15 protein-coding genes are annotated in these 15,603 nt (G+C 71.6%); 8 read left to right on the top strand and 7 right to left on the bottom strand.

The features are described from left to right. Genes J7E87_RS03865 through J7E87_RS03880 form a run of 4 tightly spaced genes read left to right on the top strand, consistent with a single transcriptional unit; the run spans nucleotide 1 to nucleotide 4,722 of the window. Nucleotides 1-813 carry an alpha/beta fold hydrolase gene (locus J7E87_RS03865; protein ID WP_215089869.1) on the top strand — a complete coding sequence of 271 codons (813 nt, stop codon included), beginning with the start codon at nucleotides 1-3 and terminating at the stop codon, nucleotides 811-813. Then, nucleotides 810-1,976 (top strand): glycosyltransferase, encoded by a 1,167-nt coding sequence (locus tag J7E87_RS03870; RefSeq protein WP_215089871.1) that lies wholly within the window; start codon nucleotides 810-812, stop codon nucleotides 1,974-1,976. Before J7E87_RS03865 ends, J7E87_RS03870 begins: the two co-directional genes overlap by 4 nt. Continuing rightward, nucleotides 1,973-3,835 carry a class I SAM-dependent methyltransferase gene (locus J7E87_RS03875; RefSeq protein ID WP_215089873.1) on the top strand — a complete coding sequence of 621 codons (1,863 nt, stop codon included), beginning with the start codon at nucleotides 1,973-1,975 and terminating at the stop codon, nucleotides 3,833-3,835. Before J7E87_RS03870 ends, J7E87_RS03875 begins: the two co-directional genes overlap by 4 nt. Nucleotides 3,836-3,840: 5 nt before the next feature. Further along, nucleotides 3,841-4,722, top strand: coding sequence for a galactokinase (locus J7E87_RS03880; protein ID WP_215089875.1), 882 nt, complete (start codon nucleotides 3,841-3,843; stop codon nucleotides 4,720-4,722). A gap of 66 nt (nucleotides 4,723-4,788) precedes the next feature. On the opposite strand, the gene J7E87_RS03885 is transcribed toward J7E87_RS03880, so the two are convergent. Next, a complete protein-coding gene (locus J7E87_RS03885) occupies nucleotides 4,789-5,169 on the bottom strand; it encodes a cupin domain-containing protein (protein WP_215089877.1) in 381 nt (126 codons plus the stop codon). 206 nt (nucleotides 5,170-5,375) lie between these two features. Here J7E87_RS03885 and J7E87_RS03890 point away from each other — a divergent pair, with 206 nt between their 5' ends. Next, complete coding sequence (locus J7E87_RS03890) at nucleotides 5,376-6,335, top strand: lysylphosphatidylglycerol synthase transmembrane domain-containing protein (RefSeq protein ID WP_308312840.1); 960 nt, start codon at nucleotides 5,376-5,378, stop codon at nucleotides 6,333-6,335. 117 nt (nucleotides 6,336-6,452) lie between these two features. Continuing rightward, complete coding sequence (locus J7E87_RS03895) at nucleotides 6,453-6,779, top strand: hypothetical protein (protein ID WP_215089880.1); 327 nt, start codon at nucleotides 6,453-6,455, stop codon at nucleotides 6,777-6,779. Between the two features lie 104 nt (nucleotides 6,780-6,883). On the opposite strand, the gene J7E87_RS03900 is transcribed toward J7E87_RS03895, so the two are convergent. The 3 genes from J7E87_RS03900 to J7E87_RS03910 all read right to left on the bottom strand — a co-directional run bounded on the left by J7E87_RS03900 (nucleotide 6,884) and on the right by J7E87_RS03910 (nucleotide 11,808). After that, nucleotides 6,884-7,801 (bottom strand): S1 family peptidase, encoded by a 918-nt coding sequence (locus J7E87_RS03900; RefSeq protein ID WP_215089882.1) that lies wholly within the window; start codon nucleotides 7,799-7,801, stop codon nucleotides 6,884-6,886. Between the two features lie 784 nt (nucleotides 7,802-8,585). After that, nucleotides 8,586-9,377 (bottom strand): peptidoglycan recognition protein, encoded by a 792-nt coding sequence (locus J7E87_RS03905; protein WP_215089884.1) that lies wholly within the window; start codon nucleotides 9,375-9,377, stop codon nucleotides 8,586-8,588. Nucleotides 9,378-9,519: 142 nt separating this feature from the next. Continuing rightward, the gene (locus J7E87_RS03910; protein WP_308312841.1) at nucleotides 9,520-11,808 is read right to left on the bottom strand and encodes an FUSC family protein; all 2,289 of its coding nucleotides are present in this window, start codon (nucleotides 11,806-11,808) and stop codon (nucleotides 9,520-9,522) included. Between the two features lie 307 nt (nucleotides 11,809-12,115). Between J7E87_RS03910 and J7E87_RS03915 the strand changes: the two genes are divergently transcribed. Both J7E87_RS03915 and J7E87_RS03920 read left to right on the top strand, forming a co-directional pair. Further along, the gene (locus tag J7E87_RS03915) at nucleotides 12,116-12,643 is read left to right on the top strand and encodes a hypothetical protein (RefSeq protein WP_215089886.1); all 528 of its coding nucleotides are present in this window, start codon (nucleotides 12,116-12,118) and stop codon (nucleotides 12,641-12,643) included. Between the two features lie 19 nt (nucleotides 12,644-12,662). Continuing rightward, nucleotides 12,663-13,559, top strand: a complete 897-nt coding sequence (locus J7E87_RS03920; protein WP_215090016.1) for a DMT family transporter — start codon at nucleotides 12,663-12,665, stop codon at nucleotides 13,557-13,559. Nucleotides 13,560-13,587: 28 nt separating this feature from the next. Here J7E87_RS03920 and J7E87_RS03925 read toward each other — a convergent pair whose 3' ends face one another. From J7E87_RS03925 to J7E87_RS03935, 3 genes are all read right to left on the bottom strand, one after another. Next, a complete protein-coding gene (locus tag J7E87_RS03925) occupies nucleotides 13,588-13,833 on the bottom strand; it encodes a hypothetical protein (RefSeq protein WP_215089887.1) in 246 nt (81 codons plus the stop codon). Between the two features lie 233 nt (nucleotides 13,834-14,066). Further along, entirely contained in the window at nucleotides 14,067-14,579 is a 513-nt protein-coding gene (locus J7E87_RS03930; RefSeq protein ID WP_215089889.1) for a DinB family protein, read from the bottom strand. Nucleotides 14,580-14,724: 145 nt separating this feature from the next. Beyond that, nucleotides 14,725-15,249 (bottom strand): hypothetical protein, encoded by a 525-nt coding sequence (locus tag J7E87_RS03935; protein ID WP_215089891.1) that lies wholly within the window; start codon nucleotides 15,247-15,249, stop codon nucleotides 14,725-14,727. Nucleotides 15,250-15,603: the final 354 nt, after the last annotated feature.

A 15,603-nucleotide genomic window follows, 5' to 3' on the forward strand; every position in this document is an offset into this window, starting at 1 on the left:
ATGGCCGAGATTCTCGCCAACTCCCTCCGCTTCCACGTCCACCGACTGCCGGCCGCCGACCCGGGCAGTGGTGCGGGCGCGACCGCCGTCTTCCTGCACGGTCTGGTCGTCGACAACCTCTCCAGCTTCTACTGCACCCTCGCTGTCCCGGCCGCCCGGGCCGGGCACGACGTCGTCCTGTACGACCAGCGCGGCCACGGCCGCACCGAGCGCCCGCCCGCCGGCTATGACATCGGCACCTCGGTACGTGACCTGACCGCTCTGCTCGCGGCCCTGGGTCTCGGCGAACGGCCCGTGCACCTCGTGGGCAACAGCTACGGAGGCACGCTCGCCCTGCACACCGCGCTGGCCCGCCCCGACCTCGTCGCGGGGCTCATCCTGATCGAGCCACCGCTGAACGGCCCCTGGATCGAGAACATGCTCGACACTCTCTCCGTCGCCGCCCTCGGCCTCGAAGGCAGCCAGGTGCCGCGGGAACTCGCCTCGCTCGGCGCGCGCAAGGCCGCCCGGCTGACCGCCACGGCCGACGAGCTCCTCAACCGCACCACCCTGATCGACGACATCGCGGCGGCCCGGCCGTTCACGCCTGAGGACTTCGCCCGGGTGCGCTGTCCGGTGCTTGCCGTCTGCGGGGAGCACTCCGAACTCGTCCCCGGTGTCCGGCAATTGGCCCGACACGCCCCACAGTGCTCCGTCCGCGTAGTCCCGGGTCTCGGCCACGACGTGCTCCAGGGCGGCACCGGCGAGCTTCGCCGGGCAGTCCTCGACCGACTGGCCGAGGCGGCACGGCAGCCCCAGGTGGTGACGGTATGAAAGTGCTGTTCGTCGTCCCGCCGCTCGCGGGGCACGTCAACCCCACGGTCGCCGTCGCCGCCGAACTGACCGCGCGCGGACACCAGGTCGCCTGGACAGGCCCCGCCGAAGTGCTGTCGGGTCTGCTCCCCGCGCGCGCCACCCTCCTGCCGTCCGGCGACCGCACCGGATCCGGAGGCTACGGCGCGCTGCACGGCCGCTGGCGCGATCTGCGCGGCGTCGCAGCTCTGCGCTTCCTGTGGGAGGAGGCGCTCATCCCGCTCGCCCACGGGATGATGCCCGGGGTCGAGGCAGCGGTAGACGCGTACGGTCCCGATGTGCTGGTCGCCGATCAACAGGCCCTCGCCGGAGCCGTGGTCGCCCGGCGGCGCGGTCTGCCATGGGTGACGTCCGCGACGACAACGGCCGAGTTCACCAGGCCCTTCGCCGGCTTCCCCAAGGTGGGACGGTGGGTGGCGGACGAGATCGCCGGCTTTCTCGCCGCGTGCGGCGCACCGGCCGGCTGGGACCCGCGCTTCTCGGACCGTCTGGTTCTGGTCTTCTCCACCCCCGAACTCCTCGGCGCGGACGAGGCGGTTCCCGATCACCACGCCTTCGTCGGGCCGGCGTTCGGCTCCCGCCCGGGGGACGCCTCCTTCCCGTGGCGGCGACTGGATCCCGTACGCCGTCGGGTGCTGGTCTCCCTCGGCACCCTCAACCGTGAGGCGGGCGGCCGTTTCTACGCCGCGGTCCTGCGGGCCGCCGAGCGCCTCGCCGACCATGCGCAGTTCATTGTGGCCGCACCCGCCGACCTGGTCGGCCGGGTGCGGGAGGACCATGTCCTGCTTCAGGAGTACGTCCCCCAACTCCCTTTGCTGCCGCACCTCGACGCGGTGGTCTGCCACGGCGGGCACAACACCGTCTGTGAGGCACTCGCCCACGGCCTGCCCCTCGTCGTCGCGCCGGTCCGCGACGACCAGCCGATCGTCGCTCAGCAGGTCGCAGCGGCCGGGGCAGGCATCCGGGTGCGCTTCGGCCGTCCCCGCACGGAAGAGATCCACACCGCCCTGAACGCTGTCCTCGACGACCCGGACCACCACCGGGCCGCTCGCCGTATCCAGGCGTCCTTCGCCGCGGCCGGCGGTGCCGCGGCCGCGGCCGACAGGTTGGAGAAGCTGCTATGACACAGTCCCGTACTCGCGTCCCGTGGGCAGCCGTCGCCGCTCTTGCCGGGCTCACCGCAGGCACGGTGCGCGCCCGCCGCAGACTGGCGACCGTACCCGTACTGGACACGGACGCCGCTGCCGACAGTGTGCCCGCGGACGGCTGGCACCTGATCACAGCCCGAGGCGTCGAGGTCGACAAAACGACCCTTGCAGCCGCGGTCGCCCATGCGGAACAGACCGGTCTGCAACTCCTCGACCTGGTCCCGGGCAGGCTCGACACAGAACACGCACTGGGCCTGCTCCGTGACCTCGACCTCAAGGACTCCCGCTTCGCCCGCACGGGCAAGGTGCGCGGCGCGGGGCATGCCGTGCTGGTGGCCGACAGCGTCCGGGACCGGTCGGGAACCGAGGCGGAGACAGACCTCGACACCGTGGAACTGCACACCCTGCTGGGCCGGTTGAAGGGGTACGCCACCGCCGCGACCGGCATCGCCATCGCCCCCGGACTGGCCGCCCCGCCCTCCGACCTCGCCGGGCGGGCCGCAGAGCTGCGTGCCCAGGGGCTGCCCCCGCGCCTGGTGGCCGCCGCTCAGCTGGCGGGCCTGGCGCTGCTCGTCCGCGCGGCGGCCACGGACCGCCGCTGGGGTGCGGCGGCGCTCGCCCTCTACTGGCTGCAGCCCGCCCTGGTCCTCGGCGGCCCGGGCAGCCCGCTGCGCCCGGCCGACCTGAGGCGCGTCACCGCCGCGCGGCCACTGCACGGCGCGGGCACCGCCCTGCGTACCGCCGCGAGTGACGACTCCGCCTTGGCCCAGCAGCACTCGGAGCTGGAAGCGCTGCGACCCGGCTACGCCGCCGACCTCAAGACGGGCACCGAGCGGTTCTTCGAGCCCCGCCGCCCCGACTGCCCCTGGTGCGGCTCCACTCGGCTGGCAGTACGCACCCACATGCTCGACCTCTTCCAGGGCAAGCCGGGCCACTTCACCCTCGAACAATGCGGAGGCTGCGGGCACACCTTCCAGAACCCCCGCCTCTCTCTCGACGGCCTCGACTTCTACTACCGCGACTTCTACGACGGCCTCGGCGTCGGCGGCGCCGCCCATGTGTTCGGCACGATGGGCCCCTCCTACCGCGGTCGCGCGGCCATGCTCAAGCCGTTCGGCAAGCCCGTCGCCTGGCTCGACGTGGGCACCGGGCACGGCCACTTCTGCGACAGCGCGCGCGACATCTGGCCCGACACCCGTTTCGACGGCCTGGACATGGCCGAAACGGTGCGGGAGGCGGAGGCCCGCGGCTGGGTCGGCACCGCCCACCGCGGCCAGTTCCCGGAGCTCGCGGCCGGGCTCGTCCACCGCTACGACACCGTCAGCATGTTCCACTACCTGGAACACACCAGGGACCCGCTCGCCGAGCTCGACGCCGCCGCCGAGGTGCTGCCTCCCGGCGGACATCTGCTCATCGAGCTTCCCGACCCCGAGTCGCGGCTCGCCGGCCTGCTCGGCGCGTACTGGCTGCCCTGGTTCCAGCCCCAGCACCAGCACCTCATCCCGCTGGCGAACCTCCGGCAGGCGCTGGCCGACCGCGGGTTCACGGTCCTGGCCGAGGAGCACGGCGCGGCGCACCAGGCATGCGACTTCGTCGGCGCCGTCCTCCTCACCGCGAACCGGCTCGCGCCCAATCCGTACGCCCCCTGGGGTCCGGGCGGCGCCACCGTGGCCCGGCGGGCGCTGCGCACAGCCGTGCAGACCGCGGCGCTGCCGTGCTACGCGGCCGCCGCGGCCTTGGACAGGGCGCGCGCGGCGGTGGCCCGCGCCACCGATGGCGGCAACGCCTACCGCCTGATCGCCCGTAAGTCGCTACCGGCCCCTGGGGCGAGGTGAGGGCCGTGAGCACGCTGGACATCGCCCGCCGCCATACGGCCGACCCGCTCTTCCGGCTGGTCGCCTACGCCCTCGAATCCGCGCACGACCGGCCCCCGGCAACGGTGTGGAGCGCCCCGCACGCCTTCCACGTCGGCTCCCCGAACCTTGTCGCCGCGGCCGACTGGCCGGTGGCGGCGGCCGCCGCACCGCGCGACGACGGTCTCGTACGGCTGAGTTCGCTCGCCCACCCGGCACAGAGCTGCGAACTCCCGCTCACCGGCCCGCCGCCGACCCACCCCGACTGGGCGGCCCGCACATACGCCCTGCTGCGGACCATGGCCGACGTCGGATACGGACGCGGCGGCATGGACCTGCACATCCACTCAACGCTGACCGCCGCGGCCGGTCTTTCGAGTGCCGAACCGCTGGAATGTGCCGTGGCGCTGGCGGTCGCCGAACTGCACGCCGGCTGCTCAAGGCCGCGTCCGTCGCGCGGCAGACTGGCCGACCTCGCGAGAGCTGCCGCGCCCGACGGCGACGAAGCGCTGCGCGAGGCCGTGCTGTTCGCCCGCCCCGGCCGGGCCCTGCTGCTCGGCGGCCACGGCCGGCGACACATCCGCTTCGACCCGGCCGAGCACGAGGCGCGGCTGATGCTGCTGGTGACCCGCCAAGAAGGACCCGGCGCACACGACATCGAGCGGGCTGTGGCGAGCGCGCGGCGTGCGGGTGCGAGGGCAGCCTGGTGGCCCGGACCGCGGCCGGAGCGCAGCGCCCTGGTGCTGCTGCCGCGGGACCGGGTGACGCACGTACGTACCACCGTGGCCGAGGAGTTCCGCGCCGGCGGACGGCGCGTGCCGCGCTTCGTGAACATCAACGTGGCGGGCGCGGCCCGCCGCGAGGAGTGAGCAACGGGGAGTGAGAGGCCCCGTCCGTGATCCCCTGAGCCCGCGCTTTGTCCTGGAGCGGGGGCCTCAGAGGCTGATGTGGTACGCCTTGCGCAGCGTCTCGTGCACCGTCCAGGTCGTACGGTCGCCCTCTCGCAGCACGCACGCCGTCCCGGGCCCGACGTCGAGGGTGTCACCGCCCTCGACATCGATCGTGGCGCGCCCGCTGACCACGACGAACAGCTCGTTTGCCTCGGTGTCGGTGACCACACCCGGGGTGATCTGCCAGATCCCGCGCAGCTGCTTGCCGTCGCCGGACTCCCACAGCACCTTCCCGGTCACGACGGGGTCGCCGGAGATGATCTGCGCCGGGTCGAGGGGCTCCGGCTCCAGTTCGGCGCCCGGAATGTGCACGGCGAAGGACGCGGGAGCCGGATCCGCCGCGGTGGTGTGATCAAGGTTTGTCATGGCGGGTCACCTTAGCCGGGAGCCGGCGCACGTTGGCTTCCGGGCCGGGGAGTCGTTTCAGCCATGGGCCGGGCGACGTTTCGGTCATGTGCGCCTTGCCGTTTCGTCGGCTGTTGGACACCGGTGCGTCGCACGCGGCGGGCAGTGTCCATACGTGCCCGGCGCCTCGCCGTCGCGCGCCTGTGAATGTGGAAGGACGGCTGGTTGTGGCTTTGTCCGTGACGCCGGTCCTCCGGAGAGTGCCGCTGCGTCAGATCGCGTGCCTGATCCCGCTGGTGCTGATCACCGTCTGGGTGGTGACGCACTGGTCGGTGATCGCCGAGGGTGCGGGGAGGCTGCGCGGTGCGGACCCCGTCTGGCTGCTGATCGCGGTGGCGGTGACCGGATTGTGCTGGGTGGCGGCTTCCTGTGTACGGCAGGGAGCGATCCTCGAGCGGCTGCCCGCCGGGCGGCTTCTTGCATCGCAGTTCGCCGCGGGCGCCGCCAATCATGTGCTGCCCGCCGGTCTCGGCGCGCACGCGGTGACGCTGCGATTCCTGCGTAACTGTGGCATTCCGCTGTCCCGGGGTACGGCCTCGCTCGCCCTGTACTCCCTGGTCGAGCCGATCGCCCGCTTCGTATTGTTGTTCGCCTTGTTGGCTGCCGTCCCCGGCGCCCTGCCACTGGACGAAATTACCCCGGACGGACGCACCCTGCTGGTCCTGCTCCTGGTGGTGGCCGCGGCGCTCGCCGCGCTGGCACTGGCCCTGTTTGCCATAGGCCCGCTGCGCCGCACCGTCCGCGGCTTCCTGCACACGGCGCTGACCGACGCCCGCGCCCTGCACGCCCGCCCCTCCCGGGTGCTGGCGCTGTGGGGCGGCGCGCTGGCGTTTCCCGCGCTGCAGGCCAGTGTCCTGGCGTCGGTGGCGGTGGCGCTCGAGGTGCCGCTGCCCTGGCACCATGTCGCCATCGCGTATCTGGCGGCGAGCATCGCGGCAGGGATGGTGCCCACCCCGGGAGGTATCGGCTCCGTCGACGCGGCCCTGGTCCTGACGCTCGTCGCGTCAGGGGTGCCGCTCACCGTGGCCACGGCCACCGTGCTGGGCTTCCGGATCATCACGGTGTGGCTGCCGCTGCTCCCCGGAGCCCTGGTGCTGGGCGCCCTGGTTCGGTGGAAGGTGCTCTGAGCCGGAGGCGCTCCCCGAGCGGATGCGCGCGGCCGGCCCGATGCTGAAGGAATGCGGCATCGAGTGAGCGGTGAGATATCTGTGGGCAGCCGCCGGCCGGGAACGGCCGGAGTGCACATGGACGGGAGCGCAGCGGCCTCAGTCGTGTACGAGACGCTTGCCGCGATCTTCGCCCCTACGCTGCCCGGGACCGGCGCGATCATGTCCCCTCCGGGCGGGCGCGCGGTGGTGCCGACCAGGTCCTTCGACGTACGGCACAGCCGTTCTGTGAGCACTCCGGTCCCGCTGCCCGAAGCCGTCCGCGCGTTGGTATTCGGCCGCCCGCGCGACATTCAGCGCCTCATCCGCGGCCTTCGGACGTACTTCGACGTGACTGACGAGGGGCACCGCGACATCGGCTCCGGCGAGGAGGAGCGCGAACTGCGGATTGACCCGAACGGCTGACGGCGGACATGGAGCGGGGAGAAGCCGGCGGACCACCCGATGGGGGTCCGCCGGCTCTGTTCAGTGCGTCAGTTCTTCAGGCGTCAGGCTTCAGGCTTCAGGCGTCAGAAGACGCTCACCCCGTAGACGCTCAGCGCCTCGGTGACGGGCTGGAAGAACGTGGTGCCGCCGGAGGAGCAGTTGCCACTGCCGCCCGAGGTCAGACCGAGCGCGGTGCTGCCGGAGAACATCGAGCCGCCGCTGTCGCCGGGCTCGGCGCAGACGTTGGTCTGGATCAGGCCGTAGACGATGTCCCCGCCGCCGTAGTTGACGGTCGCGTTGAGGCCGGTGACGGTGCCACTGTGCAGGCCGGTGGTGCTGCCGCTGCGCAGTACGGACTGACCGACGTAGGCGTTGCCGGCGCTCGTGATGTCACGGTAGGTGCCGTTGTAGAGGTAGACCCGGCCATCCGCGGCCGAGGCGTTGGAGTGCCGGATGATGCCGTAGTCGTTGGTGGGGAAGCTGGAACCGGCCGTGGAGCCGAGCAGTGTGGTGTTGGCGGAGTTGGTGTACCAGGTGCTGCCGATGTTGGTGCAGTGGCCGGCGGTGAGGGCGTAGTACGTGCTCCCGCTGCGGACGTTGAAGCCGAGCGAGCAGCGTCCGCCGCCCGTGTAGATGGCCTGGCCGCCCGCGATGAGCTTGTTGAAGGTGCCGGGCGTGCGCTTGATCTCAAGGGCGCCGGCCCGCGCGCCGGCCGCCTTCTTGATCTTGGCTATCTCGGCGGCCGAGACGGTGTCGTCCGCGGTGACGACGACCTTGCCCGTTGCGGTGTCCGTGTACCAGGCGGTACCGGCCACGTCCGTGTCGAGTATGGCGTCGCTCGCCTGTGCGAGCTGGGTGGTCGTGGCCCGTACGCCGTCGCCCGATTCGGCCACAGCGGCCGGGGCGGCAAGCGCGGAGACGGTCACCAGACTCGATACGACGGCGATCAGCCGCGCTCGTCTCGCGACGCTGCCGAGGGGGGAGAAGCGCTTGAAGTTCACGAAATCCTCCGGTGGGGGAAGCCGGGACCCGCTGGGTGGGCGGGCCCTACAGCGCGTGGAGGCCGGGCCATGACCATTGGTCTCGGTCATGATCCTGACAACCTGCGCCGCTAGGAATCCTGGGGTCCGGTTGCATCGGCGACAAGAGCGCCTTTCGGCCGCTCTACGCGCGTCCATCGGTGACAACTACCGGACGGCCGCGCGAGGTTCGTCCCGCCGGTCGTGGCGTGCCGAGGCTGCGGCGGTGTGGGGGCCGGGTGGGGTGTATGCCCTTCGGGGAACCGGCAAACTCTCAGCCGTTTGCTGATGCACTGTCAACTGACTCCTGAGTCAGGAGATGGGGAGGGGGGCCGGCTCCGCAGCTCCCCTGCCGGTAACCGGAATGCTCCTCGCTCTTTCTGCTGCTCAGAGTCAACGAGGCACTACGGGAAGGCGTACTGGACTGGCGCGGCAGCGGCACTGGAACCGCTGGCGGACGGCGTGCCGCACTCCGTACCGCTGTGGTGGCTCCTGCACACGTGTGCCTCCACGACGTGGACGGCAGCCTTCCGGCGCGCTCCCGGGCCGCGACCTGAAAACCACGCAAGGCGACGGCCACCCCACCAGCACCAGATGCCTGCGGCGGGGGCGTGACGCGCAGCGCTATGCGCCAATCGCCACCGTTCGTACACGCAGGCTCCGTGTCCGGTTCTGAGCGGGCGGGCCGAGCCGTCCTGCATCCTGGGCGACTCGAGTACGAGCGCCTCGACGCGCACTTCGGCGACACGGCCTGAGGCCGACGGCGTCAGGCGGTTGATGCCGGGCCGGCGGGTCGCGACTGGAAGTGGGCGGCGCGGTCGCGGATCTGGGGGAGGAGCGAGTAGAGCGCCGCGCCGGGGCACCGCGTCCAGTAGCCGTCGCGGTGCCCGGAGATCGTGTGGAACACGGTCCGGCTTCCCTCCGGATACTTGCTGGCGTCGTTGGTGGAAACCAGGACCGTGCTGGCGCGTGGATCGACCCCGTACATGCCGAGCTTCCACGCGGCGAGTTGGGCTATGGCCTCCACCATGGGCGCCGGCACGGTCGCGCCTGCGCCGAAACTGCCGATCGCCGCCACTCCGACGGTGCCGACGTTGAAGCCCATGGTGTGCGCGCCGACGACAGGGTTGGCGATGCCGCCGGCACGCCCCTCATAGATGGTGCCGGTCCGGTCGACGAAGAAGTTGTAGCCCACATCGTCCCAGTCCCGGTTCTCGGTGTGGTCGCCGGAGAGATACCTGATGAGATCGGGGACCTCTGCTGGGGTGTAGTCGTTACCGCTATTGGTGTGATGGATGAAGACCGCCTTGACCGCGGTCGCGGTGCGAGCGGGCTCCTTCCGGCGCGTGGGGGCGGCCTGCCAGACCGTGCGTGGCACGACGGCCGGCTGAGCCGCTGCCCACGGGGCGGCGGCCTGGGCCCTCGGGTCGGTGGGGTGGGCCTGGCGGGCTGTCGCAGCCGGTCTGCCCGTGTCACCCGCGGCCAGTGCGGCACCGATCACGCCTGCCGTGGCCGCCCTGCCCATGCCGCGCAGCAGCATGCGCCGGTCGATGGTCATGACCATGAGCGTAAGGCGGCACCCTGGAGTGCGCCTCCGCGGCTCGCGGGCCGTGGAGGACCAGGCTGACGGGGATCGTTCCGTTCGGCGCCGCGGCCGTGCGTGGCAGGGCGCGGCGGCGTGACGTAGCCGGCCGAGCCTTCTACCGGCTGGGCGTCTTGGGTGTGCTGCTCCTGAGCGGTGGCACCGAGCGCTCGATATGGCGGAGTTCCATGGTGAGGCTGCTCAGCCACACTTCAAGGTCGATCAGCATGGGCAGCGGCGGGGCGCCCGGAACCTCGGCGGGCGAGTGGGGCGCTGATGGGGGAGAAGGCTCCGGCGGCGGTCTCCTGCCCGCGCAGAGGGCGGCGAGCCGAGCCGTGGTCAGGGCGAGCCGGTCCGCGCTGGTGCGAGCCCAGACGGCGGCTTCAGGGGTGACGCCGACCGGGGGCAGATCGAAGCGGGGGAGCCAGCGGGAGCCGACCAGGATGTGGTTCGCGGTGATGAGTACGGCTTGCCAGTCGGCATGCGCGACCGAGTGTTCGCCCGGTTCGGTCCGGTACTGCGCGTACGCGGTCTCCGCGAGGCGCAGCCTGTGCATGGTCGGGTACGTGGACGGCAGGGGCGCCGATCCCGGCGGGTTGGCCAGCAGCGCGCCGACAGTACCGGTGATCAGAGGCCCGTAGGAGTCCAGCAGGCCCGCCACGGCTCTTCGCACCTCCCGCCGGGCGCCGGCCGGCCAGGCGATCAACCCGCACAGCAGGCCGATCACGCTGCCTGTGACCACATCCACGATCCTGGCCTCGGCGAGCTGCCAGGAGGCGGGGGCGAGTTGGGCGAACGCGGCAGACACCACCAGGGTGAACAGCGCCTGCGCCCAGGCGATCCCGAGCAGCGGCCCGAGCGCGAAAGCGGCCAGCATGCCGGGCGCCAGCACGGCCGCGTAGGCCTCGGTGTGGCGGCCCAGGACGAGCAGCAGCGTGCCCGCCGCCACCGCGCCCACGAGCGTGCCGACCAGCGCCGAACGCACCGCCGCCCAAGTTTCCCCCGCGGTGGTGCGGCCCAGCGTCAGTACGGCGAGGAGGACCCAGAAGCCGTGGGTCAGGTCCAGGGATCCGGCCACCAGCCGGGCCGCGCCCAGGCCCAATGCGGTCCTTACGGCGTTTTGGAACTGGACCGAGTGCAGCGTCATATTGCCGACGAGGCGTCGCCACCACAGGTGGGCGGTAGCGGAGTCGGCATACCAGAAGAGCTCCCGCGGAGGGATCGGCCCGGTGCGCCGGCCGTCGAGCCCGACGCGTACGGCGGTCTCCAGCATCCTGGCCGACTCCGCCATGCCCAGGACCGCGGCCTGTCGGCGCAGCTCCGGAACGGCCGGAACGGCCTGCGGCGGGCCGGTCGCCTGCCGGACGCGCACCGCCTGGAAGTCCCGTATCGCCTGCTCCATGGACCAAGGCAGCGGTTGCGGCCGTCCCGTGCGCAGGGCCTCCGCGGTCGCGGCGCAGAGCGCCGCGATACGGCTGAGGAGATCGGCCGAAGCGGCGTCCGCGTCCGCGCTGTTGCGGGTCGTGGCGGTCGGCGCGGGTCCGCCCAGCCGTGCCAACTGGTCCAGCAGTGTGCGTGTCGCCGTACCGGCCTGTGCCATGGCCCGGTCCACGCGCCCGGCCCCGGCGGGCCGCTCGGCGGGCGGCAGCTGGGAGAAGCGCAGCTGTTGGCCGGTCGCGCGCAGCCGGTCGGCCCAGCTGTCGACAGGTTTGTCGGCCGGGCTGCCAGGCGGGCTGTCGCCCGGCCCGCCGGGCGCGTCGTGGCGCGGACCGGTGTCGGACGTGGTGGTGCCCGCTGAACCCGCTGAAGACACAGCGGCCTCGTTGGCGGCCCGGCCCGCGGCCTCGACGGCGTACGCCAGGCTCTCCCTGTACGAGGCGGTCGGCGGGGCGGGCAGCAGGAACACTTCGCAGGCCGCGAGGAGCAGTACGCCCAGGGTGAGGCCCGCCAGTCGCGCCCCCAGGGTCTCCGGGGCGTACGGCGGGAAGCAGGCCAGGATGTAGAAGAGTTGCAGGCCCGGTGCCGCCCCGGCCGGGCGGGGACCCGCCACCGCCGCGAAGGCGAGCGTGAATCCGACGACCAGCATCCCGAGAACCGCCGCCCAGGTCCGTACGGCCAGCGCCGTTCCCAGGGCGACCAGCACCAGGCCGACCGGCAGCGCCCGCAGCATGACGGCGGCCCGCTGCCGCCCCGACCCGGGAATCGGCGACAGCATTCCGAGCGCCACTGGTCCGAACAGGGCGTAGAGCGACATCGAGGGCTGGTGCAGCCCGTACACAAGCGGATAGAACCCGGCGGACGCGGCGACGGTGACCCGGACAGCACGGTGCACGATCGCCTTGCGCTCCGGCTTTCGCGTATCGGGATGCTGATGCCGGGACTTCTCAGAGGTACGCGCGCCGGTCACGGTCGCGCCTCACGAGTCGGCGCCCGCGCGGCCAAGGATGGCTCTGCGCACGTTGGGCACAAGGGCACATTCCTCTCAGCCGATGCCCGCCGCCGCGGGGCCGTCGGGCGTGCGTCCTCGTCCATTGTCGGCGCGCGACCGACGACCCGCAGCCCGGTCGGTTCCGGTCCTCCACCCGTACGGGAGGCTCCCGGCGCTGAACGTCCGGATCGCGGGGGACGGCGGGCCGGGGCCACCATGGCAGGGAGTGCAACGGCCCGGCCCCGGCGACACACGGTGCCGGACCCGTGCGGAAGTGGGAGGTCGCATGTCTTCCGAGCGCGCTGCCCCGGTGATCTGGGACACGATCCAGCGGTATTTCACCCTGCTGCAGGCTCATGTGTCCGCGGAGCGCATGCGGGACGAAATCCTCACCGACGACTTCCGCACGGGCTTCGTGGACGGTCTGATCTGGCAGGGCGAGCAGGGACTACGGGACTTCCTCGGCGCCCGCGCGGAGTTCTTCGACGAATCCCACACCGTTGAGCAGATGTCCACGCCGGTGCGGCTGCCCGACGGTCGCTGGCTCGCCCATACCCGGCTGGAGTTCTTCCTGCGCCATCGCCTCGACGGATCGCCGGTGAGTGACGCCTTCACCGGCAAGGCGTTCCATGTCTGGGAGTTCGATCCGGCACCCCGGCCGGGCGGCGCCTCAGGTGACGGGCGATCAGGCGCTGGCGCGGACGGCCCCTGGAGGGTGGCCGCCCAACTGGTCGAGGGATTCGCCGCCCTCGACGAGAACGCCCGACGGCTCTTCTCCCGGCCCCAGTCCGGCCTGAATCCCGACGACCGCTGAGCCCTGGAGGCCGTTGACAGTGCATACCCTGCTGCCGGTCCTCTTCGCGCTCTGCGCGGCGTTCAGCAACAGCCTCGCCACCGTGCTGCAACGCAAGGCCGCCATGAGCGTGCCGCGCTCCGACGGACTGCGCGCGGGCCTGATTCTCGATCTGCTGCGGCGCCCCGTCTGGCTGGCCGGGATCCTCGCCGTCATCGCCGCGGCCGTCTGCCAGGCGCTGGCTCTCGCGACCGGGCCACTGACGGTCGTACAGCCCCTGTTCGTCCTCGAACTGCCCCTCACACTGATCGTCGCTTCCCTGCTGCTGCGCCGAGGACTCCCGCGCGCCGGCTGGGCGGCGGTGGCCTTCGTCGTGGCGGGACTCGGCGTTGCCCTCATAGCCGCCTCACCCACGGGAAACCGCACGCATGTACCGCTGGACCGCTGGGTCCCCGCCCTCGCCGTCTGCGTGGGCGCGGTCGTCGTGCTCGCCGTCACGGCGCTGAGGCGTTCCGAAGGCCGGGCCCGCGCGGCCTGTCTCGGCACGGCCACCGCCATCAGTTACGCGCTGACCGCGGCACTGATGAAGGCGTCGATGCACATCCTGGACGATCAGGGGATCGTGGCCTTCTTCGCCGCCTGGCAGACCTATGCCTTCGCGCTGGCCGGCGTGGCCGCGCTCTTCTTCCTGGAGAACGCGATGCAGGCCGGCCCGCTGGTCGCCTCCCAGCCCGCGATCACTCTGGGCGACGCGCTGCTGAGCGTGGTACTCGGCGTCACCCTCTACGAGGAGCAGGTGCGCTCCGGCTGGTGGCTGCTGCCGCAACTGCTCGGTCTCACACTGATCGCCATGGGCGCCGTCGCACTCTCCCGGATCCCGCTGACACAGACCGTGGTCGCGCCCGACGAGACCCAGAAGAGTGTGGAGGCGCCCTAGACGAGCACGTTCGACCTCGGGCCGCGCATCAAGCGGCCCGGCTGTCGTGCCCTCTGTCCTCGGGCAGGACGGTCCGAAGCCGGGCGACCAGACGGAAGAAGGTGGCCTCGTTCCCGGCCAGCCCGACGGCGCGCAACGCCTCGTCGGCCTCGGCGATCGGGACAGTCAGCAGCGGGAGGGTGAGCGGGGCCTGTCGCGCGTTGGCGAGGACAGCCCGGGTGGTCTCCAGCAGCCGTACGTACGCCTGCGCCGCGGCGAGCTCAGGATCGGTCATCTCGGTTGCCTCCTTTGGAAGGTGTCGGACCGTCAAGCATCTCGCGCGGCACTGACAATGGCGGTTGCGCGCCCGGTTGTTGCGCTGCGGGGGTCCGCCCGGGAGCTACGGTCAGAGGCGGCCGGCCGGCTCGCCGAGTCCAGTGACCGACCCCGCACCCCCGTCGTGCGGCCTCCGCGCCCAAGCCGCCCTGACGCCGCATCACACGCCATGACTCTCGGGCCGAAAAAGGCTCAGTAGTAGCCGGTTTCACCGTCGAGAAGCTCCCGGATGGTGTCCATGTGACCCGCGTGCCGGGCGGTCTCCTCGACCATGTGGATCAACATCCACCGCAGGCTCGCGGCGGCGGAATCGAAGTCGGGGTGCCGGCCCGCCTCGTCCAGGGAATGGGCCGCGATGATCTCGTTCGACACCGCGCACTGCCGGTCGTACTCCTCCAGGAGCCGCGCGAGGGGGATGCCTTCGACCATCATGTCGGCGTCCTCGGGCCCGTCCTCGAATTGGGGCCCCTTGGCCGGTCGGCCCAGGAAGAGGACCTCGAACCAGCAGTTCTCGACCCATCGCATATGGGAGACGACACCCGCCATCGTCATCCTGGGCGAGGCCGGAAGGACGGACCGGTGGGCATCCGCGTCGGACAGCCCTTCGCACTTCCATCGGATGATCGCGCGTTGCATGTCGAGCCAGCCGACAAGCTGCGTCCGTTCGTCGGCGACGTATGGAGGGCGAATGCGGGGAGGCGTCATGGCTGCCGACGCTACTTCAGCGGCCGTCACAGCGCACCGCGTTTTTCCTGCCGCGATGGGCATAACTGTCACATGTTCAGATTCCTTACGTGGTAGGCAGGTTGGAGACAAGCCCAGTCGGTGGCCTGCCTGTTCCGGATGTGCCCTACTCGGTGTCAGGCCCCTGCGCGCGCACCTCCTGCACATGCTGGAGGGAGTCACGCAGGTCGCTCAGCCAGGTGTCCGCATTGCGCTGTACCAGGCGGACGCACCACGCCAGTGCTTCGCTGCGGCTTCGGGCGACGCCGCCGGCGATCAGGGTGTCGAGCACCTGGCGCTCGGGCTGACGCAGACGCGTCATCACAGGCGCGGAGACGGTGGTGTACATGGCCCGCTTGCCACCGCACTCCACGCCCCACGAGACCTTGCGCCGAAATCGCCGCTCGGCATCGCGCGCCACCTCGATGCGCTCGTCGCGGGTACGTTCCCGGAACTCCGATATACGTCCCTCCAGGGACGCCTCGCGTTCCGCCTCGGTCGCGTCATCGCCGAGGTCAGGCTCCGGGATCCGGCCGATGACGGTGATCTCCTCACGGTCCACGGTCACATCCACGAGCTCACTGAAGAGTCCTTCAGGCAGCCGCCCGGCGAACCAGCCGCGCAGTGCCTGCTCCTGCTCCTTTGTAATCATGTAATTAACGTTAGGGATCGGTGACGATGGACGGAAGGGTGTACGCCCACGGCGTAGCGGGCCCCATAGGCCACGGCCGGCGACCCAGCAGGTCCGGTCGTTCAACCGCACCGTGACCCAGCGGATCGGCGCGCTCTGCGACGCGTACCTCGCCCGGGGCCGACCGCTCGGTGCGTCCCGTGTGCTGTGGGAGATCGGCAGCGACGGCGCCGAGGACCGGGTCTCGGCGCCTCCGCCTCGGCCTGGATTCCGGTTATCCGAGTCGGCTGCTCCGGTTACTGGAGAGGGACGGCCAGGTGGTGGTGGCGGAGTCCGATCCGTCGGACGAGAGGGTCCGAATGATCCGCCTCACCG

It is taken from the genome of Streptomyces sp. ISL-1, assembly GCF_018614585.1.
Taxonomy (GTDB): domain Bacteria; phylum Actinomycetota; class Actinomycetes; order Streptomycetales; family Streptomycetaceae; genus Streptomyces; species Streptomyces maoxianensis.